Origin of the sequence: Helicobacter burdigaliensis (assembly GCF_003670295.1) — a bacterium.
In the GTDB taxonomy this organism is placed as follows: Bacteria; Campylobacterota; Campylobacteria; order Campylobacterales; family Helicobacteraceae; genus Helicobacter_D; species Helicobacter_D burdigaliensis.
This window is the reverse complement of record NZ_QXJG01000016.1, coordinates 12811-35278: the sequence shown is the minus strand read 5'-3', so window position 1 is coordinate 35278 and position 22468 is coordinate 12811. Positions and strand designations below refer to the sequence as shown.

Annotated in this window: 24 protein-coding genes and 1 pseudogene; 6 read left to right on the top strand and 19 right to left on the bottom strand. The window is 32.9% G+C overall.

What is annotated here, in order from left to right:
* The 13 genes from EBF09_RS06695 to EBF09_RS06635 form a co-directional block, all read right to left on the bottom strand.
* Positions 1-1013 (bottom strand): cache domain-containing protein (locus tag EBF09_RS06695; protein ID WP_198672556.1); only part of this gene is annotated, 1013 nt, incomplete at its 3' end.
* Between the two features lie 76 nt (positions 1014-1089).
* Entirely contained in the window at positions 1090-2385 is a 1296-nt protein-coding gene (locus tag EBF09_RS09475; RefSeq protein ID WP_269801081.1) for a methyl-accepting chemotaxis protein, read from the bottom strand.
* An 87-nt stretch (positions 2386-2472) separates the two neighbouring features.
* Entirely contained in the window at positions 2473-3690 is a 1218-nt protein-coding gene (locus tag EBF09_RS06685; protein WP_121764355.1) for an ABC transporter permease, read from the bottom strand.
* On the bottom strand, positions 3687-4376 hold the full coding sequence (locus tag EBF09_RS06680) for an ABC transporter ATP-binding protein (protein WP_121764354.1): 690 nt from the start codon (positions 4374-4376) through the stop codon (positions 3687-3689). Before EBF09_RS06680 ends, EBF09_RS06685 begins: the two co-directional genes overlap by 4 nt.
* The gene (locus tag EBF09_RS06675) at positions 4373-5650 is read right to left on the bottom strand and encodes an efflux RND transporter periplasmic adaptor subunit (protein ID WP_121764353.1); all 1278 of its coding nucleotides are present in this window, start codon (positions 5648-5650) and stop codon (positions 4373-4375) included. Before EBF09_RS06675 ends, EBF09_RS06680 begins: the two co-directional genes overlap by 4 nt.
* Positions 5647-7011 carry a TolC family protein gene (locus tag EBF09_RS06670; RefSeq protein WP_232817681.1) on the bottom strand — a complete coding sequence of 455 codons (1365 nt, stop codon included), beginning with the start codon at positions 7009-7011 and terminating at the stop codon, positions 5647-5649. The genes EBF09_RS06675 and EBF09_RS06670 overlap by 4 nt, the downstream gene beginning before the upstream one ends.
* Positions 7012-7349: 338 nt before the next feature.
* Positions 7350-7574 carry a hypothetical protein gene (locus EBF09_RS06665; RefSeq protein ID WP_121764352.1) on the bottom strand — a complete coding sequence of 75 codons (225 nt, stop codon included), beginning with the start codon at positions 7572-7574 and terminating at the stop codon, positions 7350-7352.
* Positions 7575-7682: 108 nt separating this feature from the next.
* Positions 7683-9809 carry a heavy metal translocating P-type ATPase gene (locus EBF09_RS06660; RefSeq protein ID WP_121764351.1) on the bottom strand — a complete coding sequence of 709 codons (2127 nt, stop codon included), beginning with the start codon at positions 9807-9809 and terminating at the stop codon, positions 7683-7685.
* Positions 9799-10098, bottom strand: coding sequence for a YtxH domain-containing protein (locus tag EBF09_RS06655; protein WP_121764350.1), 300 nt, complete (start codon positions 10096-10098; stop codon positions 9799-9801). Before EBF09_RS06655 ends, EBF09_RS06660 begins: the two co-directional genes overlap by 11 nt.
* Positions 10091-10432, bottom strand: coding sequence for a hypothetical protein (locus EBF09_RS06650; RefSeq protein WP_121764349.1), 342 nt, complete (start codon positions 10430-10432; stop codon positions 10091-10093). The genes EBF09_RS06655 and EBF09_RS06650 overlap by 8 nt, the downstream gene beginning before the upstream one ends.
* Positions 10429-10692, bottom strand: a complete 264-nt coding sequence (locus tag EBF09_RS06645) for a hypothetical protein (RefSeq protein WP_121764348.1) — start codon at positions 10690-10692, stop codon at positions 10429-10431. The genes EBF09_RS06650 and EBF09_RS06645 overlap by 4 nt, the downstream gene beginning before the upstream one ends.
* A gap of 3 nt (positions 10693-10695) precedes the next feature.
* On the bottom strand, positions 10696-11301 hold the full coding sequence (locus EBF09_RS06640; protein WP_121764347.1) for a ferritin-like domain-containing protein: 606 nt from the start codon (positions 11299-11301) through the stop codon (positions 10696-10698).
* Positions 11302-11652, bottom strand: coding sequence for an HMA2 domain-containing protein (locus tag EBF09_RS06635; protein WP_121764346.1), 351 nt, complete (start codon positions 11650-11652; stop codon positions 11302-11304).
* A 291-nt stretch (positions 11653-11943) separates the two neighbouring features.
* Between EBF09_RS06635 and glnA the strand changes: the two genes are divergently transcribed.
* Together glnA and EBF09_RS06625 are read left to right on the top strand one after the other, a co-directional pair.
* Positions 11944-13380, top strand: a complete 1437-nt coding sequence (gene glnA / locus EBF09_RS06630) for a type I glutamate--ammonia ligase (protein WP_121764345.1) — start codon at positions 11944-11946, stop codon at positions 13378-13380.
* Entirely contained in the window at positions 13380-13763 is a 384-nt protein-coding gene (locus EBF09_RS06625; protein WP_121764344.1) for a fluoride efflux transporter FluC, read from the top strand. Before glnA ends, EBF09_RS06625 begins: the two co-directional genes overlap by 1 nt.
* A gap of 5 nt (positions 13764-13768) precedes the next feature.
* Here EBF09_RS06625 and EBF09_RS06620 read toward each other — a convergent pair whose 3' ends face one another.
* On the bottom strand, positions 13769-14053 hold the full coding sequence (locus EBF09_RS06620) for an NADH-quinone oxidoreductase subunit I (protein ID WP_121764343.1): 285 nt from the start codon (positions 14051-14053) through the stop codon (positions 13769-13771).
* 199 nt (positions 14054-14252) lie between these two features.
* Here EBF09_RS06620 and EBF09_RS09225 point away from each other — a divergent pair, with 199 nt between their 5' ends.
* From EBF09_RS09225 to EBF09_RS06610, 3 genes are read left to right on the top strand one after another with little or no spacing between them, the layout of a single operon-like run.
* A complete protein-coding gene (locus EBF09_RS09225; RefSeq protein ID WP_198672555.1) occupies positions 14253-15032 on the top strand; it encodes an ABC transporter substrate-binding protein in 780 nt (259 codons plus the stop codon).
* Positions 15033-15041: 9 nt separating this feature from the next.
* The gene (locus EBF09_RS09220; RefSeq protein ID WP_232817680.1) at positions 15042-15743 is read left to right on the top strand and encodes an amino acid ABC transporter permease; all 702 of its coding nucleotides are present in this window, start codon (positions 15042-15044) and stop codon (positions 15741-15743) included.
* The gene (locus tag EBF09_RS06610; RefSeq protein ID WP_121764342.1) at positions 15730-16536 is read left to right on the top strand and encodes an amino acid ABC transporter ATP-binding protein; all 807 of its coding nucleotides are present in this window, start codon (positions 15730-15732) and stop codon (positions 16534-16536) included. Before EBF09_RS09220 ends, EBF09_RS06610 begins: the two co-directional genes overlap by 14 nt.
* 121 nt (positions 16537-16657) lie before the next feature.
* Here the strand turns inward: EBF09_RS06610 and EBF09_RS09215 are convergent, their stop codons facing one another.
* A complete protein-coding gene (locus EBF09_RS09215; protein ID WP_198672554.1) occupies positions 16658-16777 on the bottom strand; it encodes an SDR family NAD(P)-dependent oxidoreductase in 120 nt (39 codons plus the stop codon).
* Positions 16778-16936: 159 nt separating this feature from the next.
* On the opposite strand from EBF09_RS09215, the gene EBF09_RS06600 reads away from it, so the two are divergent.
* Positions 16937-17584 carry a hypothetical protein gene (locus EBF09_RS06600; protein ID WP_121764341.1) on the top strand — a complete coding sequence of 216 codons (648 nt, stop codon included), beginning with the start codon at positions 16937-16939 and terminating at the stop codon, positions 17582-17584.
* A gap of 202 nt (positions 17585-17786) precedes the next feature.
* Here the strand turns inward: EBF09_RS06600 and EBF09_RS06595 are convergent, their stop codons facing one another.
* The 4 genes and pseudogenes from EBF09_RS06595 to EBF09_RS06580 form a co-directional block, all read right to left on the bottom strand.
* Positions 17787-19277: a type I restriction-modification system subunit M gene (locus EBF09_RS06595; protein ID WP_121764340.1), complete on the bottom strand. Its 1491-nt coding sequence runs from the start codon at positions 19275-19277 to the stop codon at positions 17787-17789.
* A pseudogene (locus EBF09_RS06590) lies at positions 19278-20347 on the bottom strand (Fic family protein).
* A 120-nt stretch (positions 20348-20467) separates the two neighbouring features.
* A complete protein-coding gene (locus EBF09_RS06585) occupies positions 20468-21808 on the bottom strand; it encodes a restriction endonuclease subunit S (RefSeq protein ID WP_121764339.1) in 1341 nt (446 codons plus the stop codon).
* A 6-nt stretch (positions 21809-21814) separates the two neighbouring features.
* Positions 21815-22456, bottom strand: a complete 642-nt coding sequence (locus EBF09_RS06580; protein ID WP_121764338.1) for an adenylate/guanylate cyclase domain-containing protein — start codon at positions 22454-22456, stop codon at positions 21815-21817.
* Between the last annotated feature and the right edge of the window lie 12 nt (positions 22457-22468).

The window sequence follows — 22468 nt, the reverse complement described above, 5'->3', positions numbered from 1 at the left end:
GATTCATGGTTTAAATAAGAGAAGAAACCACTTAGGCCATTTTGAATGGAGGAGAGGGGTTTTAAGAGGTAGGAGATTACAAAATATAAAAGAATAATGCTTGCAATACTTGTAAAGATTACAATAGTAGCTTGAATCCAAGCTATCTTTACAACAGGAGCTTCAATAGCATCAATTGATTCTGCAATACATACACTATAAGCAGAAGCCTTAGAACAAATTACAAATCTATCTTCTCCATCATCTCTTGTATAATAAAAAGGTTCATAATCTTTATGATTTTTAAAGAGTTCTGCAACAGTTTTAATTGCAGGATTAATTTCTCCTTCTTTACTAGCTATAAGAGTAGGATCATTTGAAGCAAAAACTTGTGTGTTTGTATCAAAGGCAAAGACACGGCCGGGAGATTGCTTAAAGCGTTCTTGCAAAGAGCTAACAAGCACATCAATTGCTAAAACACCCACAAATTTTCCATCTTTATGGATAGCAATAGAATATGTAAATGTGGGTTGCTTAGAAGTTACATCTATATAAGAATCGCTAATATAAATCCCCTCTTTTTTCTTGGCTTCTATAAACCATTCTCTAGTTCTTGCATCATAATCATCTTTAGCACCAAAAATTACAGAATTTACACCTGCCTTATCGGCTTCCATATCATTTACAACAATTTCTCCACTAGGATGTGCGATATATACACCTAAATAGTTACTAGAATCCCTATAAGCTTTTAAAAAAGCACCTAGATTTTGTTGCATACCCTCTAAGGTGTTGATTTGCTCATAAGGTAGTTGTGCAATATAATCTCTTAATTTTAGCAAACTTCTAGTATTTTCTGTTTCAAAATCCACAATGGCATTTTGTGCGATTTTCACATAATTAGTTTCTGCATCTTTAGTAGTTTCAAAAAGACTATCTTTTACAAAAATAAAAGTAACTACCCCTAAAACCAACAAACACACAATGGCTATAAAATTGGCTATCAATGAAGCCTTAATTTTTATACTATTCATAAATTCTCCCTATATAATTTAAAGAAATAAATAATGCAAACCCCCCTCCTAAATCACCCAAAATTTTAAACTATAATCAATCTTGTTGAGAAATTTTAGCTACAAGACTATTTGCACTCTCTTGAATTTTTTCCATAAATATCTTAGCTTCATCGGCTAATTCTACACTGCTATTTACTTTTTGAATGCTGTATTGTGTTTTATCCACTACTTGACTTGTTTCATCTTTAATTGTATTAATAGTCATTGTAATTTCTGTGATAGACTTTGCTGTTCGCTCAGCTAGTTTTCTAACTTCATCTGCAACAACTGCAAATCCTCTTCCATGCTCTCCAGCACGCGCTGCTTCTATTGCTGCATTAAGTGCTAATAGGTTAGTTTGGTCTGCAATATCTTTAATAGTCTGCACAACAGAAGTAATCTCTTCACTTTGACGATTTAACTGCTCTACTTTTTCTGAACTTTCTTGCATAATAGAAGCAATCTCTTGAATATTTTCCACAGTTTTTTCAATAATATCGCGTCCTTGATTTGTAAGAGCACTATTTTCATTAACCCCTTCTGTTACAATTTGCAAGCTTTGCTCTTCTTTTAGTTTTTGTGCTGTAATATCTGTGGCAAATTTAATCACCTTATATACTTTACCCTCACTATCAAACACAGGATTATAGCTTGCAGTAAGCCAAATAATATTCCCTTCTTTATCAATACGGATAAAAGTCCCCGATACAAATTCACCTCTTTGAAGCTTTCTCCAAAACTCCCCATATTCACTAGAATTTGTAAATTCACTTTGACAAAAGATTCTATGGTGTTTACCTTTAATTTCATCAAGGGAGTATTTCACGGTTTTTAAAAAGTTTTCATTCGCATCTAAAATAGTTCCATCTGGAGTAAAAGAAATAATCGCCATAGACTTATCAGCCGCTGAAAGAATATTTTTTAAATCCATTTGCTCATTTACTCTACTTGTAATATCTGAAGCAAACTTAATTACCTTAATTACTTGATTATTATCATCAAAAATAGGATTATAATTTGCCTCTAGCCAAATAATATCACCATTTTTCTTAACACGCTTAAAAAGTTTAGACACAAATTGTCCACTTTGCAATGTTTTCCAAAAATCTGTATAAACTTTAGATTCTACAAGCTCTTTTTGGCAAAAAATCTCATGATGCTTACCTTTAATCTCATCTAGCGTATATCCAACGGTTTTTAGAAAATTCTCGTTTGCATCTAAAATAACACCATCGGGAGTAAATTCAATCACTGCCATTGATTTATTGATAGCAATAATCTTACGCTCACTATCTATAAAATGTGCCGGTACTTGATTGCTTTGCTTTGTAACATTTTTAGAACCAAACATTAAAAATTCCTCTCTGTGTTAAATTTTATGTATAAGCTAATTTTAACAATAATTTTTTAAAAACAAAATAAAAATAAAATCTTTTATTTATTCATGCCTTAAAGCCTCTATTGGATTGAGGTAAGATGCTTTTCTAGCAGGTAAATAACCAAATAAAATCCCTATAAATGCAGAAAAAAAGAATGCTATTAAAGCAATCACATAATCAAATAAAAAAGGAATATTGAGTAAATATGTAATCCCTAAAGATCCAAAAAATGCCAAAATAATCCCAATAATCCCCCCTAAAGCGCTAAGAGTTAAAGCTTCTATTAAAAATTGTAATAATACTTCGCTTTGCATTGCCCCTATGGCAAGCCTTGTGCCGATTTCTCTTGTCCTCTCTGTAATAGACACAAGCATTACATTCATAATCCCAATCCCTCCTACAATCAAACTCACTCCAGCAATAGCCCCCAAAAACAAAGTAAGATTTGCTGTGGTGCTTTTCATAATTTCAATAATTTGCTTAGTATCCATAATCTCAAAATCATTCTTTTGCCCTTCTCGTATCTTTCTAATCTCTTTTAAAGCTTCTGTGGCGACTTTGGTCGCATAAGTAGAATCCACCTCATCTTTTAAAGAAATCATAAGGCGACCGATATTATAAAGCGAATCGCTTTTTGAAATACTCCTTTGATATGCTTTTAAGGGCATTAAAATCACATCATCTTGATCATTTCCCATAGCCCCCTGCCCTTTTGTTTCTAGCACCCCTACAATATCACACACAATAGTACCCACTTTCATTCTGTTTCCAAGGGGAGTTGCATTTGTGTTAAAAAGATTCTTAGAAACACTTTTACCTATAATACATACATTACTTCCTGCACGATATTCTTCTTTATTAAAAGCTCTCCCTAAAGCAAGTTTCCAATCTGTTGCAATAAAATAATCACTATCAATCCCTTGAATTTGGGTTTGTGTATTGTTTTGACGAAACTGCGCTAAGACAGAGCTTGTGCTAATAGGTGCAACCGCCCTCACCAAGCTCCCCATTTGAAGTTTTAAATCGCTCGCATCTTTTAGCATAAATTGCTTTCTTGCCCCACCGCTTGCACTTTGATCGCGTGCTGGAAAGATTAACAAAATATTACTTCCTAAGCTACTCATTTGCTTAGTAATCACCTGTGTAGTGCCATTCCCTAAAGTAATCATAATAATCACAGCACCCACACCAATAATCACTCCAAGCATTGTCAAAATTGCCCTTATAAAATTTCTCTTAATCTGCCTAAAAGCCAAGAAAAAAGCATTTAAAATCATAGCTCTTCCTTAGTATCTGTTTTGATATTGCCATCTAAAAACACAATTTCTCTTTTGGCATATTTTGCCATTTCACTCTCATGCGTTACCATTAAAATAGTAATTTTAGAATCCTTATTTAAATTGCTTAAAATCTCCATAATCTCTACGCTTCTTTTTGTGTCTAAATTTCCTGTTGGCTCATCAGCTAATAAAAAAAGAGGCTTAGAAGCAATGGCTCTAGCAATAGCCACTCTTTGTTGCTGTCCCCCGCTTAACTCATTTGAGCTATGGTTATACCATTTTTCTAATCCCACCATTTCTAAAGCTTCCATAGATAGTCGCATTCTTTCTTTTTTAGGCACTTGACGATAAAGTAGTGGAAGCTCTACATTCTCTAGTGCTGTTGTTCTAGGCAACAAATTAAATCCTTGAAAAATAAATCCAATATAATGGCGTCTTAAAAGTGCTTTTTGTTTTAAATTTAGCAAACTTACATTTACTCCACAAAAATCATAAATACCACTAGTTGGACTATCAAGACAACCCAAAATATTTGCCATTGTGGATTTACCACTCCCACTAGGCCCCATTAATGCGACAAATTCTCCACTTTCTATTTCTAAATTCACACCCTTTAATGCTTCAAAAATATTAAGAGCTTTGCCATAAACTTTATGAATATCTATTAATTTTATAAAACTCATAAACTCTGTCCGGTAATCACAAGCATATCTTCCCTTAACTCTTCAGAGCTAACTTGTGTAAATTCTCCATTGCTAATCCCAACTTGCACGCTAATTTGGCGTATATCTTCTTTTTCTAAAACCCATATAGAAGAATTAACGTTTTTCTTTACATTAGGCTGTTTTGTGCGTGGGCGTTTAAACAAACTAAAACTCGCACTTTTCTTTTCTGTTTGTGTGGTTTTTGGCGTATAATAAAGCGCACTTGTAGGCACTAAAAGAACATTTTTAGCACTTGCCACTTCAATATCTGCAGTTGCACTCATTCCCGGACGCAAAAGGAGTTCTTTGTTATCCACATAAATCCTAGTATCATAACTTACAATAGAACTTGTGCTAGAAGTGGCACTAGAGGAGCTACTAGAGCTTGTGCTAGAAGCATTAGAGCCAAAATTTACTCTATTTACTACTGCACTAAAAGTTTTATTTGGATAAGAATCCACACTAAAAGTTACTTTTTGTCCTTCTTTAACCTTGCCAATATCTGCTTCGCTAATACTAGCATTAAGCTCCATTTCTTCTAAACTTTCTGCAACAATAAAGAATTCTGGAGCTTGAAAAGAGGCAGCCACGCTTTGCCCCACATCAATAGAACGACTTAAAATCACTCCATCAATAGGGGTTGTAATTTTTGAATTTCTCAAATCAACTTCTGTGGAGGCTATTAGAGTTTCAATCTCTTTAATAGAAGCCTTTTTTAGCTCCACATCACTTAGGGCTGCATTATATTCACTTTTTGTGCTTTCAAGCTCTAAAATAGAAGGTGTTTTACCCTTTGTTTTATCATAGAGATTCTTATATTGTCCATATTTCCATTTTTTTTCTTCTAAAGTTACAAGTGAGCTTTTTAGCTGTGCTTTAGCACTCCCTAGTTGTGCTTGATATTTATATAAATTTTGTTCAATACTCTCGCTATCTATTTGTGCTAAAATCTGCCCTTTTTTAACTCTATCATTAACATCTACAAACACTTCTAAAACAATCCCTGAAATCACAGAACCAATAGCAATTTCATTTGTAGGAGAAAGCGTCCCATTTGCCAAAATAGTGCTTGTAATATCCCCTTTTTTAATAGGTGTTGTTTGATAGACAATAGGAGATTCTTTTGTATTCCAATAATAAATCACACCAAAAATTATTAAAAAAACAAACAATACAATCCCCCAAATTGTAAAAATTTTTTTATAATTTCTCTTAGGATTTAAATTTTTTAAAATTTCTTGTGTGCTTATCATTTTTTCTCCTTAGCTACATAAAGATTCCCACCCATTGCTTTAAATAATCCTACAAGTGCTTGAATTTGTGAATTTTTAGAAGTATTTAAAGTTTTTTTAGAATTATTATAAGAAGCGTAGTTTTCTTGAAACTCTAACTCATCTATAAGTCCAATACTGCGGCGATTGAGCGAGAAAGTAAAATATTCTTGTGCGTTATTAAAACGCATTTTGTTATTTTGCATTTGTAATTGCATATTTTTTAGATTAAAGAGCGCATTTTCAATTTCAAAAAAGGCTGTATCTAGCGTCTTTTGCAAATTTAGATAAGTTTCTTTTAAAATTGCATCTTGCAAAAAATAATTTTGTGTAAGCTGCGTTCTGTTTAACAAAGGCGCACTAAGAGAACTTGCAAGACTCCAAGCGACATTTTGATTCCCTTGTAAAATCTCACTCACATTTCCACTTAAAGAAAGTATAGGGAAAAGAGAGCTAAAAGCGGATTGTTTTGTATAAATTTGCGAATGCAAAAGAAAAATATTAGCCCGAATATCTGGACGCGATAAAATAGCATTAGAAGGGAGTTTTTCATAAGAAAATTCAAAACTTTCTTTAAAGACAAAGGAATCTTCAAAAACTAAAGGCAAAGTTTTTAGATTTAATAACACCAAAAGTGCATTTTTAGTTTCTTCAAACTGCATTTTTAAAGTTTCAAGAGTATTTTGCTCATTGGTTAATAAATCTTGCTTTGTAAATAATTCCGTGCTATCTAGCAAACCATTTTCCACCTTAAGGCGGGTAAGCTCCAAAACTTGCTTATAGTGCATAATATTTTTTTGCGTTAGCTTGATATTTAGTGCATATTCTTGCAAATTATAATACATACTTGTAATATCTGCTAAAAGCGTGATTTGCGTAGCTTTAAAATCCTCTATGCTTTTTTGATAAAGAGATTCTTTGGAATTACTTGTTGCTTTATTTTTACCAAAAATATCCAACTCCCATGAAAGATTTGCTCCCACTTGTGAAGTAAAATTATAAGTTGTATTGTTTTTAGAACCTGAAAATGAGCCATCTACTTTTGGAAAAAGCTCACTAAAAGCGATTTTTAAAGAGCTTTTAGCTTGTAAAATCCGACTTTGCATAATGGCTAAATCTAAATTATTTGCAATACCTATTTTATAAAGATGATTTAAATTTTCATCTTTTAAAATAATTTCTAGCTGTTCTTGTGGTGTGGCAATACCACCAAAATCTGCAATAGGAATCAATTTTTGGTTATTAAAATCCAAAGGTAAATTTTGCACTAATTCCTCATTTTGTGGAATCTTCGCACAACCCATAAAAAACAACAATACAAAAACTATTCCTCTTGCAATCAAAACAATCCTTAAAATCAATTAATTTGCACCATTATATTATAATTTCGTGAAATAAAAATAAATTTTAAACAATAATTTTTATTATATGTATTTAAGATTCTTTTTGTTGCTGCAAGAAACCCTTATGGCAATCTCTCCTTTGATATTGCAAAGCCCTTTAGGACTGAAACATACAAGCAAAGCGTTATCCATCTGTTGCCAAAGCAACCGATCTTTTGGAATAAGCAAAGCGAAGTGCAAATCTAAAAAGAACAACCCTCAAATGTGAATTCTTCAGACTGCCACGCAAATGCTTACATATTTACTTGCAGTGAAAAAATCACTGCAAAACTTAAAACTTACTTTTCTAGTTTTTTCTTTTTTAAGGGCTTTTCTTTAGGATACAAAGAAGAATGCCACAAAGAAAAACCCACAAGAGAGATTCCAGATAAAATATGGATATTTTTAGCAACTTTGTTTTTCAAAAAAAGTGCGCTAGAAGCAGTTAAAAAAAGCGAAACTCCCATACCTATTTTTGCTATTTCTCTTTTAGTTTCTATTGTCTTTTTACTCTCTTGTAGCATATTAATCCTTTTTGCGTTTAATTCTGTGATATTTTCTATAAGCATTCGTTGCTGTATTTGCGACAATCACACCGCTTAATGCAGTAGCTATAAGTAATAAAAAATGCATCATTTTACCTTTATTCTTTGGAGTGCGTTTAATAAAAGTGCAATTGTAGTTCCATTATGCATAAAAGCCGTCTGAATGGGTGAGAGCTTCCCTAAAGTAGCAAGTCCTAAAATAAGACTATTTACCCCAAGTGTTATCTTAAAACCTCTTTGCACTTTGTTAAGACAGCAAATTGCTATCTCTCTAGCTTGCGCCACTGCTTCAATATCATCACGCAACAAAACCACATCCGCACTTGCTTTTGCAATATCAGCTCCCTTACACATACCAATTCCAGTATCTGCTTTAATTAAAGCGGGTGCATCATTTATCCCATCGCCTACAAACGCTACCTTTTTACCCTCTTTCATAATCTCTTCTAGAATCTCTGCCTTTTGTGTGGGTAGTAACTCTGCATAAAAACGATTGATTCCAAGCTCTTTTGCAATTTGCTCTGCCTTTTTCTTAGTATCGCCTGTTAGCATAATAATCTCTTTTACTCCGCTTGCTCTAAGTCTTTGCAATGCTCTTTTTGCATTATGCCTTAGCACATCTTTAAGCAAAATTACTCCTAGTAGCTTTTTATCATATCCGATAAACAAAGGCGTATCGCCATTTTGTAAAATTGCATTCATCTTTTGACTATGAGGTGCAAAAGGGATACACTCATCATCTTCTAAAAAGTGCCTACTGCCTATAATCACTTCTTTGCCATTGATTTCACTTTTAACCCCATGTGCTACGATGAAAGTAACCTCATCATGATGAATATGGGTAAAATCCTTTGCTTTAGCAGCTTTGACTATGGCTTGCGCTACTGGATGAAAATAATGCTCTTCAATACTAGCTGCTAGATTTAAAATCTCTTCGCTACTCCACTCCTCGCAAAAAGAATACACATCTAAAACTTCTAAATCTCCCTTAGTCAAAGTCCCTGTTTTATCAAAAACAAATACTTCACTCATTTGCAAAGCTTCTAAACTCTTTGCGCCCTTAATAATAATCCCCTCTTTTCCTGCTGAACCTATGGCAGCTTTAAAGGTTACAGGAGTAGTTAGCTTTAACGCACAAGAATAATCTGCTTGCAATACACTAGCTACTCTTATTAAATCCCTACTAAGTGCATAAGATATAACCCCCAAAGCAAGAGTAATAGGCACAAGCTTATCTGCCATTTTAGATGCCTTTAGCTCGCGTGCAGACTTTTGGATTAAAGTTTCTTCTATATAGGTTTTAATCTTTGCCATTGCTGTTTCTTTACCCACAGATTCCGCCCAAACCTTAATCCTACCCTCTTGCACAATCGTTCCTGAAAGAACTCTATCGCCTCTATTTTTTTGTGTAGGTGTTGCTTCCCCTGTCATAGAGATTTGATTAACCAATGCTTCTCCATCTACAATATGCCCATCTACTAAAATCGTATCTCCAGCACCAATCACGACAATATCACCTATTTGCAAATCCTCGCTAGACACCTGCTCTAGCGCAAATTCACTCCCTTTCTTTTTCTCAACCCACGCTAACCCAAAAGAAGGCTTAGAAAGCTCTTTAACCAAATCATCGCTTTTATACATTGTAAGCTCTTCTATATATTCTCCCAAAGCCAACATAAAATTAGTAGAATTTGCTGTTCTAAAGTCTTGCAAATAAAGCGAAATAGCTACTGCCATTGCCTCTAAACTTCTTGAATTAATCCCTTCTTTTAAGGTTTCTTTAAAACCACTCGCCAAAAGTGGAGCACAGGCAACTAAAGCAAATCCAAATTTTGCATTTTTGTTTTTCAAAAAAGGTTCTACTAATAAAGATGTCCCTGCTCTTGCCACTTCTGCTGAACTTGGCAATTCATCTCTTAGGGCGATATAACTCCCTTCTTGCCTTTGAGTTTTATGGGAATTCATACAAGATAATAGCCCCTTATAAACTTTATCTCTAATTTCTTCTAAATCTCCATGATAATTAAAAATAATATTTTTTAAAATAGAATTAATACGCAAATTTGAAATTTCTTCAATCTCGCTAAGTTTTGCTTGTAAGTGGATAGGATTAAGAGAGTGCCTTTCTAAAAAGCTATATTTAAAACGAGCACGATCTTTTGTTTTATGAATAAGACTTAACGCTAAAGGCTGCCACAAGGGCTTATTGTTCATCTGCTTGAACCTCTGCTTTTGCGTCCTCATAGCGTTCTTTTAGCTCTTCAATCCCCATTTCAAAAAGTCCTGAAACTTTTGCAAAACCCTTAAAAATAGCCTTTTGTGCATTTTCATTTGTAAGGATAAAAGTAGCCACCGCACCTATTAGCGCACCTTTTAAAAAATCTTTTTGATTATTTTGCAAAAGACTATTATTAGGAGTTGCATTAGAACCTACGCTAGAATTCGCATTTGTATTATTGATATAAGGATTATTTGAAATTGGTTTTTGAGTATTGTTAGTCATTTTCTTCCTTTTTATTGTTGTTGAAAGTTTTAGAAATTGCATAAACTCCTAAAGCACCAGCTCCTAAAAACATACTTGCCTCTAAAATATTTTGCATAGGAGTTTTATTAGAAACGCTTATAGCATTCACAGCCCCGATAGCACAAGCACTCACTATACCGCCCTCTAAAGTCATTTTAAGTGTATTTTTAATAGCTGTATTTTGTGCTTGTTTTTTATCTTTAGCATTTTTGAGCTTGTTATACTCATACACTCCACCTACCATAAATCCCATTAAAGCACCACTTAATAAATGCGCACTTACCGATCGTGGTGTGCCTGTATTTATAATCATACTTTATCCTTTGTAGCTCTAGGAGTGCGTTTTTTTCTAACTTTTGTTTCTTTGGAAGCTGTTTTTTTAGTATCCATAGCTTCTTTAGATAAAAAATCTTCTTTAATAGAATTTAGTGCATTTATGGATAAATCTTTTCCTTTTTTAAGGCTATCACTCACTCCACCTTCTTGAATAAAATTCTTCACTTCTTTTCTTTTTGTATAAAGCAATGCAATACTAGAGCCCACTACTAACCCTGCAATAAATGGTAAAGCCATAATTTACTCCTTATTTTGATTTAAAATTTCATTTAAAATTAATGCACTAAATGCACCCGCAATAACGCCCCCCACTAAAGAATAATTAAGCTTATTTAAAAAACCTTCTAATTCCCCTTGAGTGAGATTGCCAGATTGCAAATTTGCAACCATTAGATTTGCTTCTTCTAAAAGCTCTTTTCCTTGTTGCAAACTGCCTAAAAAATTTCTTTCTCCATTTGTCTGGTTTAAAGATTCTAAAGCATTTTGCAAAGCAGGTATATGATGGTTAAAAGAAGCTGCTTGCAAACGATAAAAGGTATCCTTTAGCATAGGATTTTCTTCATTTGCAATAAGCTTATCATAAAGCAAAAGATTTGCATTTTCATTCTCCAAAGCCACTAAGAGCACCTCTTCTAAGGTATTTGGTAAGCTAGTAGTCCCCTCATATGGATTTTGTGGGATTTCTATGCCTAAATATTGACAATGCACACTTAGAGCATTAATATGATTGCTTTCTGCTATTAAAAGATTAGAAAAAGGCTCTCCATAAACACTAGAAGCCATTGCATAAAAACTATAAGCTTTATATTCATCAAATATTGCCAAAAGAAGATTATCTTGCGTCATTTAAATTCCTTGTATAAGGGAGTTTAGCTTATTAGAAAGCACTTGAAGCTCTCTCCCCTCAAACCATTCTTCCCACCAAATGGGTTCTAAAACATTTATATCATATTCTACAAGCAAAGAGCCAATAATTTTATTAATCTTAATATTTTTAATGGCAGGGATACTTTTAACAACTTCTAAAAGCTCCTCTAAATCAATTTTTTCATCTTTAAAATCTTCTTTTAACCTTTTAGAAGCTCTTAGGCGTATTCTCCCTTTTGTGTGATGGATAATACTAAAATATTTCGCAAAAGTTTCTAGCATGGTAGGCGTTATTTGTGTATTTTTTAGAGTATCAAGCAAAACTTGCATTCTATACCTTAAGAATTTTAATTTTTAGACTTATTATATTTAAACTTCTTAAATATAAACTTAAATTAGAATATTATGATAATCATAAATTCTTCCCTAAATAATTATTTTATAGTAATTAGAAGAATATTCGATTTGATATATTTTAAATTATAATGATAATTATTTTTTATGAATTTAAAAATGCTCTTAATTGCAAAATATTAACATTTTAAAGATCTTATTTAGATAGAATAAAACAAATTGATGTTAGAATAGTGCAAATTTATTTAGCCAAATAAGGAAATAATAATGGAAAAACCAAAAGTAGATGAACAAGCAGTAGCAAAGTTTTTTGAAGAATGTAAGGCAAATGAAGTAGAATTTATTGATTTTAGATTCACAGATATTAAGGGGGTTTGGCACCATCTCTCCTTTAGTGCAAGTAGCATTGATGCAAGCAGTTTTGAAGGAATCCCATTTGATGGAAGCTCCATTCACGCATGGCAACCCGTTAATAAATCAGATATGATACTAATCCCAGATCCCATTAGATACTTCATAGATCCCTTTACCGCTGATACTACAATGGTTGTATTTTGCGATGTTTGGGATATTTATAAAAACGAACCTTATGAAAAATGTCCCAGAAGTATAGTAAAAAGAGCAATGCAACACTTAAAAGATACAGGAATTGGCGATGTAGCTTATTTTGGTCCAGAAAATGAATTTTTTGTATTCGATTCAATTAAAATGAAAGATTCTATAAATTGTCAATATTATGAGATTGACACAGAAGAAGGCGAATGGAATAGAACCAAAGAATACGAAGGAGTAAATCTAGGGCATAGACCCGGACTTAAAGGTGGATACTTCCCAGTAGCACCCGTAGATACTATGGTAGATATTAGAGCTGAAATGGTAAAAGTGCTTAATCAAGTTGGGCTAGAGACCTTTGTAGTCCATCATGAAGTCGCACAAGGACAAGGCGAAATAGGTATAAAATTTGGCGATATGCTCGAAGCTGCTGATAATGTCCAAAAGCTAAAATATGTCGTAAAAATGGTAGCTCACCTCAATGGCAAAACCGCAACCTTTATGCCAAAGCCACTTTATAATGATAATGGAAGCGGAATGCACACACACATAAGCATTTGGAAAGGTGGTAAGAATCTTTTTGCAGGGGATTCTTATGAGGGTATGAGTGAGCTATCTTTGCATTTTTTAGGAGGTGTATTAAAACATGCTAGAGGCTTAGCGGCTTTTACAAATGCTTCTACAAACTCTTATAAAAGACTAATTCCGGGCTTTGAAGCACCAAGTATCCTTACATATTCAGCACAAAACAGAAGTGCAAGCATTAGAATCCCTTATAATAGTGGAGAAAAAGCAAAGAGAATGGAGTTTAGATTCCCAGATAGTTCAGCAAACCCTTATCTAGCTTTTTCAGCACTTCTAATGGCAGGGTTAGACGGAATTAAAAACAAAATTAATCCGGGTGAGCCTATGGAGATGAATCTTTTTGAATTGCATTTAGATGAGATAAGAGAAAAAGGCATTAAGCAACTCCCACACACACTCCGCCATGCAGTAGAAGAAATGCTACTTGATAGAACCTATTTAAAAGAAGGCAATGTCTTTAGTGAAGAGTTTATCCAAACTTACAAAGCTTACAAGTTTGAAACAGAAATTTGGCCTTGGGAAGCGCGCCCACATCCATTTGAGTTTTTGACAACTTATAGTTGCTAATGGATAAAATCCTTTTAGTAGCACTAGGTGGTGCACTGGGTGCTACTTTACGATTCCTCTTAAGCACTTTTTTCTTACAAAATTTCTTAGCCAAAAATGGTTCTTTTTTAATGCTATTTACTCCTACAATGCTCATTAATATTTTGGGTTGTTTTTGTATAGGATTTTTATTCTTTTATCTTAAAGATGAAGGGCATTTGAAGTTGTTCTTGATTGTTGGGATTTTGGGTGGTTTTACTACTTTTTCATCTTTTGGAATGGAATTTTTAAATCTAATACTCCATCAAAAATTCACTTTTGCTATTCTTTATGTATTTTTGACAAATATCTTAGGATTGTTGGCAGTGTTTTTGGGAAGTTTTGTAGCTAAGATAGCAGAATAGAAAATCTATTCTACTACTGGAGTATGGGAGCTTCTTTTATCCTCGCCAATATCCTCTCTGAAAGCTTGACCATCTACGACAGCATCCCACACGATACAGCCCTCAGTTGGACAGGCATCTGCACAGGCTGGAGCGTCATTATGCCCTACACATTCTACACATTTATCATTATAAACAAAATATGCACCATCATTGTTTGGGCTATCATCATCATCAACAATCGCCTCTACTGGACATTCATCAATACAAGCACCACATGCGATACAAATATCAGTAATTTTAACAGACATAGTTTCTCCTTAGAATTTTGAAATAACTCTTAAGTATATAGAAAGGTTAGTAAAACAAAGCTTTAAAATAAAATTTTTGCAAAAACTTTATTTTAAAATTTACAAATTTCTTTACAAACTCAAAAATATTTTATCTTTACACTCTATCTTTTAAGAGGAATTTTTATATAATCCAAATTTATTTTAATAAAGGAAGTTTATGAAAAAGGTAATTTTAACAGGTTTTTTAATGCTTTTTGCATTGTTTGGCTTAAGTGCTTGCGGCAATGAAGATAAACTCACAATGGCAACAGCAGCAGAATTTCCACCTTTTGAATACAAAGAAGGAGAGGCTTTTAAAGGAATCGATGTTGAAATCGCACAAGAAATTGCTAAAAGACTTGGAAAAACTTTAGAAATTAAAGATATGGAGTTTGATTCAGTAGTGAGTGCTATTAGTAGCGGTAATGCCGATTTTGGTGCAAGCGGGCTAACAATCAACGAAAACAGATCCAAAGTGATTAATTTTTCAAGCTCTTATTATAATGCAGCACAAGTGGTAATCATCAAAAATGATAATGAAAAATTAAAAGCAGTTAGTAAAGATGCTAAAGCGCTTTTTGAAGCGATTGATTCACAAAAAGGCATTAAAATAGGAGTTGCCACAGGAACAACAGGATCTTTTTATGCACATGGGGATAAAGATTGGGGATTTGTAGGATTTAAAAATGCAGAAATCAAAAATTTTGTAAATGGTTCTTTGGCTGTAAATGCTCTAGTAAATGGACAAGTAGAAATTGTAATTTTAGATGAAGCTCCTGCTAAAATCCTCTCACGTGCAAATGCTGGAACACAAGTGCTTGAAGCCTTTTTGACAGAAGAAAAATACGGAATTGGCGTGAATAAAAACAACACTGCTTTATTAGAAGAAATCAACAAAGCTTTAGATTCTATGAAGCAAGATGGCACACTTGAAGCAATCATTAAAAAGTATTTCTAGGAAAAGATTTTGGGAGAAAAGATAGAGATTTTTTATAACCAGCTTATTTTAAAGGGCGGTTATAATCTAGTTTTAGAGGGTATTTTCGTAACACTTCTTTTAGCGATTTGTGGTTTGCTTATTGGGGTAGTCATTGGAACTTTAGTGGCAATCTTAAATGCTAAAGAAGAAAAAAATACTCTAGAAAAAGTATTAGTTTTTATTTGCAAACTTTATGTAGGCTTTTTTAGAGGCACGCCCATTGTAGTGCAACTTTTATTTTTATACTTTGTAATTTTGCCACTTTTAGGACTTGCAGGGACTAATGCCTTGCTTGTAGCGGTGTGTATTTTTGGACTTAATAGCGGTGCGTATGTTAGCGAGATTATGCGAAGTGGAATCTTGAGCATAGATAGCGGACAAAACGAAGCAGCAAGGGCTTTAGGGCTAAATTCTAAGCAAAGTATGCGTTTTGTTATCTTTCCACAAGCGCTTAAAAATGCTCTTCCAAATTTAGGCAATGAATTTATTACACTCTTAAAAGAAACATCTGTGGCAAATTTCATAACCGTGCATGACCTAACCTATGCCTTTAGAACCATAGGAAGTGCTAGTTATGAATATATTGTTCCTTATTTCTTTTTGGCAGTTTGTTATTTAGTTCTTGTGCTTATAGCAAGCTATTTTGTAAAAATATTAGAAGGGAAATTACGAAAAAGTGATAAATATTAAAAATCTTGTCAAACAATTCAATGGAAAAATTGTATTAAATTCCATAAATGCAGAATTTAAAAAGGGTGAAAAAGTCGTCATCATAGGTCCTAGCGGAAGTGGAAAAAGCACATTTTTAAGATGTCTTAATCTCTTAGAAAAACCCGATAGCGGAGAAATTTGGCTTGATGGAAAGAGAATCTCAAATTTAAGTTTAGAACTCTATCCACGCTTAAAGGGTTTAAGCAATAGCGAGCTAAAAAAAGAGATTAAAAGGCTAGACAAAAAAGATTTAATAGATATTAATGAAGCTAGAAGCAGAATGGGAATGGTGTTCCAACATTTTAATCTTTTTAACAACTTAAATGTATTAGATAATATCACTCTAGCCCCCATAAAACTTAAAAAAGCCACCCCTAAAGAAGCCTTAGAAATTGCTGAAGCCCTTTTAAATAAAATAGGACTTTATGATAAAAAAAACGAATACCCCTCACGCTTAAGCGGAGGACAAAAACAAAGAATCGCTATTGCTAGAGCTTTAGCTATGAAGCCTGAAGTAATGCTCTATGATGAGCCTACAAGTGCGCTAGATCCTGAAATGGTAGGAGGAGTTTTAGAGCTTATGAAAAGCTTAGCAATGGAGGGAATGAGCATGATTTGCGTAACGCATGAAATGGGATTTGCCAAAGAAGTAGCTACTAGAGTGCTTTTTATGGAGGGTGGAAATATCCTAGAAGATGAAGAACCCAAAGTTTTTTTTGAAAATCCAAAAAGTGAGAGATTAAAATATTTTCTAAGCCATATTAGGCATTAAATAAACACTCTTTAAACAAATTAATCTTCCCCCCCCCTTCCTTAGCAATTGCTTTTTCTATATCTTCTTTCTTTTTGTATCTCCTGCTATAAAAAGCACATTTTCTAAACTCTGTGCTACTTTACACCCCTTCTCTTGATTTATATCCATAAAAGCACTTATAGCCTTTTTTATGAAACTTATGCACACAAGCATTGCCAATACCCGTAGAACCCCCTGTGATAAATACCACTTTATCCATATACTTTTCTTTTTTATTTTTTCTTTATTAAAACATATATTTTTTAAATATTTCTTAACTATCTTTATAAATCTTATCCCCTATTTCAAGATACTTAATTAATAAATTAGTTAATTTGAACTACAATTTATAAAAATCCCAACATTTTAGGAAGCTATAATGTTTTATTTACCTACACTGATTTATCCAAACTCTTTTTTACCTAAACCAAATTGCAATTTTAAGCCCTATGGCATACGCATTGCCAAAGAGGATTTAAACTTAACTTGTGATTCTCCTAAGGCGATTGTTATTTTTGTGGGAGGGTTTTGCGATACGATTATGCGAGCCGTTTTTGACACATTTTTAGGATTTCACAATCCAAACTGCATAAAACTCTATGCAAGCTTTAATTCTTTAGAACTTTTTAGCTCATGGCTTCCACAACTCACCACTCTAAAACTTCCCATCTTTGTGATTGCTCATTCATGGGGAGCAAACAACTTCTACCACGCCCTAAAAACCTTACACAATAAACAAGCTTTACAAAATAATGCTTTAGAGCTCCTTCTAACGCTTGATCCTGTGGGCTACAAAACCCCAAATCTTAGACCCAATGCCATAAAATTATGGGAAAATATCTACATTACGCATAAAACCCATTTGCTCTGTAGGCAAAATATCATGGCACTTATCGGACATTCTTGGAATGCTTGTAACTTTGCTGATAATAACCTAACCCTTAGCAAACCAAACCACCATGCAAGCATTCAAGAAATGCTAGAAATTTCTAGTTTTAATGGGAGATTAAACAAGCTTTTATATTAACATCTTTTGGATATTTGCAATGCAAGCTTTAGCTATTTTTTTAAAATAAAAATTAATGCAAGGTATTTTTCTTTAATTTTAACATATTTTGTATATGCTCCAATCGCTCATGCAAGATTTTTTCTTACATTTGCCTTGTAACTTGTGCTTGTATTCCTGCTGTGCTCAATGCTTTTGTATCCTACGCTTTTTTCTCTTCCATTTATAAAATTTCTTTTTCTAATTCTTTTAAGAGCCTATCTGCTTCTTTTTGATTATCCTTTAGAGATTGCAAAATCTCTCCTACTTCACGCAAAGTTTTCTCTTCTTTTGCATTGGGATTTTTAGCACTTAGATCATAATTCCTAGCCCTCAAGCTTTCAAGACTTACTAGATAAGAATGAGGCGTGATTTTTCTCTCCTTATAGCATTCTAAAAACTCTCTAAAATGTGCATATTCTAAAGGCTTATTTTTGGTAAGTTTATAAGGTGGAATAAGCTCATAATAATACACACTAGAATCTTGCCCCTCTAAAATGCTCCTTACTCCTTTAGAGAAAAATAGCACATTAGTCTTTACCGCACTATAAGGCAAAAATACCCCACTAGGCAAACTTAGCACACATTCTAAATTATAATTCTCTACCAAATCTTGCTTCACACTCACAAAAGCATTAGAATTTTGAAATAGCACTCCTTCAGGCACGATGATGGCACATCTACCATTGCTTTTTAGCGATTTTAAAATATGTTGTAAAAACAAAAGTTCTGTGGCATTAGAAGCTACTAAGAAATTATTTTGAATCTGCTCTTTTTCTTTACCGCCAAAGGGTGGATTTGCAAGGATTACTTCATATTTTTCACTTTCTGTTATATCTGTGATTTTCTTACTTAGAGTGTTTGTTTTTATGATATTTGGGGATTTTATCTCATGTAAAATCATATTCATAACCCCCATAGCATAGCTTAGCGGTGTCTTTTCTTTGCCAAAGAGTGCATCTTTTTGCAAAAACTCTAGCTCGCTTGCACTTAAATTTGCTTTCTTTTTTGTAGCTCTATCTTCATATAAAATATGCAAAAAGCTCTCTACTAAAAAGCCACAGCTCCCACATGCAGGATCATAGATTCTCTCTTTTACTTTAGGATCTATCACTTCTACCATAGCCTTAATTAGTGCCCTTGGCGTGTAAAACTCCCCACTATTTCCCCCATCGCTCCCCATATCTTTAAGCAATTTTTCATACACATCACCTAGTGCAAACACATCACTTTCTTTATTGAAGCTTAGCTCATCTACGAGGTTTATTACTTCTCTTAGCGTGTGTCCGTTTGCCACTCTATTATCAATAAACTCAAAAATACCGCCAATTTTATACTCTATACTTTTAAAATCTTCATTATTCTTAAAGTCTTTAAGGTAAGGAAAAAGCTCACTATTTACAAACTCTAGCAAATCACTTCCACTTAGTGCATTTTTCACATCTAGTTTGCCATCTCTCTTAGGTGCTGCCCACACTTTCCAGCTAAACTTAGAATCTAAAATGCTTTTATAGGGCTTAGCCTCAAGCATAGAGATGGCTTCAAGCTCACGCTCATAATCATCTAAAAACTTCAAAAACAATATCCAGCTAATCTGCTCACTATAATGCATAGCACCGCTTATGCCATCATCGCGTCTTAGTATATCTGTGATCCTATCTATTTTACTTTGCATTTAAAAAATTCCTTTTCTAAAAAGTCCTAAAAGTTCTCTATTTACATAGTAATGATTTCTGCCTATTTTAATACATTCTAATATCTTTAAATCTTGGCAAGTTTTGAGATATTTTGAAGCACTTTGCCTAGAAACACCCAATATTTGTGTTAAAAAGTCTATCTTAGTATAAGGGTGAGTAAATAAAATTTCCACAAAATCTTTGCTATAAAAATTCGTTTTATTTTGCAATATTTCACCCACATCAAACATCATTTTTTCTATTATAGTAATAGTCTCAATCGTTTTTATGGCTGTCTGCTCTATGCCTTTTAATATGTATTCTATCCATTCTATAATCGCTCCCTCATCACGCACTTTTTGTAAAAGCCTATAATATTCTTCTTTATTTTTTACAATATAAGCACTTAAATACAAAATAGGTGCGTCCAAAAGTTCTTTATATACTAAATAAAGTATATTTATAATCCTGCCTGTTCTGCCATTACCATCATAAAATGGATGAATGCTTTCAAATTGATAATGGATAATTGCCATTTTCACCAAAAAATCAAGCTCATCTAAACTATCATCATTAATATATTGCTCTAGATTACTCATAAGCTCTTGTATATCACTTGGATTTTGTGGGGGTATATGCTTGATTTCTCCTGTGATAGGGTTTTTAAGCATTGTCCCACTTTGCTTTCTAAAACCTGCATTATTCCCCTCTAGTGTTTTTTGGATTTCTAAAATATGAGAATTACGCAATAATTTTTCCTTTTTTAAAGCTCATAGCCCTTTTTTAAAGCACTGCTATAATCTTTTACTTCTTTTGCTGCTCTTGTGAGTTTGCTTTCATCAATTTGGGATAAAAAGAGTTCATCATGTGTTGTGATGATGTTTTCTATCTCACTTGAATCTTTTGCTTCTTGCAAGATTAAAGCATTGATTAAAATATTTGGATTTGGGATAATTTTACTTAGCTCATTTAGCTCTGCTAATTTTCTTGAAGCTTTAATGATAAGATTATAAATATGTGTATTTAACTCTATATTTAATGGGAGTTTTGGTGGTATGAATTCTTTCATAATTTTTCCATATGTTAAAATTTCTAAAAATTTTTAACATTATAAAAGAATATGTTAAAAAAATCAAAAATTTTTAACATATTTAGCTTTTGTGTTAAATTTCGGCAGAACTTTTGACATTTACAACTTTCCACTAAAAGCCTTATCTAATAAGGATTTTTTAAGCTCTTCATAGCCTTTTAGCTGAGTGTTATAAAGCTCTTTTAGCTTTTTTATTTTAGAGAAGATAGAATCTAAATGCTTTGCAATTTGCTCTTGCTCTTTTATATCTTTGGGGAGTGGGATTTTAAATTCTGATATTTTTGTTTTACTCACTTCTTTATATGTTGTGCCTTGTGCTAAAGATTCTATGTCTTTGGCAAATCGTTTCAAGGTAAAATATAAAAATTCATAATACAACACACTTTCATTGCAAACAAAATTTTTATAGCCTTGATTGGTGGCTGTCTCTACCTTTGCAATACATACTTCACCGATTGAAGCACGAGATGAAAAAATGACAGAATTAATAGGTAGTAAAGTTGCATTGCTAGAATCTAATCCTTTTTGTGTAATTTTCCTTTGTGTTTTATATAAATATTTCTGTTTTGTATCTACAAGCGTAGCCCAATAATAGCTTTTTTCTTTTGCGAGAGGGGTGAGGGGCTTGAATTGCGAAGTCGCTCCCTCCCCCCTCTCAACCTCTCCCCCCACCCCGACGACGCCTTCAAAGGTTTGCACTTCGTGCGATTGAATTAAATCCCAAAAAACAGGGTTTTTTGTGTCGGGTGTTCCACCGCTTAGAATCTCGCAAGTCTCCCCTAAGCTTTTCCATTCCCAATTTTGCGGAAGTGGATAGGGGGAGTTATCATCTTGAGATAAGGGCGTAGAATCACAATCATTATTTTTAGATTCTGTAGCTTTGCCATATTTTAAAGGGTTAAATGCCTTATCCAATGCACTTTGTGCAAACTCATCGAGATTTGCAAGATTTGCTTTTACTAGCTCTATGCTTTTATCAATACTAGCAAATGCAGTATCTAGAATCTTTACAATTCTTATCTGTTCTTCTAGTAGTGGTAGTGGGATTTCAATTTGTCTAAGTTTTTGTTGATTAAGCTTTTTAACAGTTGCTCCTGTAATATACTTTTCCAAATTAGAATAATTTAAAAAATAAACTAAAAATTTATTCATTAATATTTCATTATTAGGTTTTAAAATATGTGCGTGATTATTAACCCAATATTTTCCACTTACAATAAAGGCTGAATTCTCAAAAGCACCCCATTTTGCTCCATCTTCCCCAATTAATACTAATTCTTCATCAAATATATATTTATCAATATAATCAACAATTCCAGAAGCACCATAATAAGGATAAATTCCGCTTATTCTATTTTTTTGTGAAATCGGAACTCTTTTATTGTCTAAAATTTCACATACTTTTTCTAATTTATTTATTTTCCAAGTTTTAGTTTTCATTATATCTTAAGAGATAGTAAAATCTGAAGCGTATATGCAACCAAGATTATTTATTTGATTATATATTGTTTTATCAATATTTGTTAAAACACTAGAAGAGGAAATATTTTTACTAAATCTAATATGTTTAGATATAGTATTAAGACCTATATTGCATAATTTTGATGCCAAACAAACAGGCCTTCCTAGCCAAATTTCTTTATTTTCACCTCTTTTTCCTGCTTTTTGCACATATACCCTTCCACAATCTATACCTATTCTAATATTCATATTTAATTTTTTATTGAATAATGTATTTATCATTGCAGCTGCATATACACCATTATCCATAGAATTATCTCCATCAAATAATGCAAACCCACCATCACCTTGTATATCAATATATTTGGTCTCATGTGATTGAAAAATTTCCACTAAAGCTCTTATGTATGGTATTTGAATTTTTAGTGCTTTATCAATTTGTCCTATAGCCATTTCTGTTGAATTTTCCATATCCACAAATACGCATGTAACATCATCTATAACAGCAACTTTATTAGTTTCTAATTGGATATTACTTGCATTTATAGTGTTGTATTTTTCAAATTCAATATTTTTAGAAGTTTTTATTTTGCTATATAACTCATTTATTGTTTTTGTATAATCCATTCTTACTCCTTT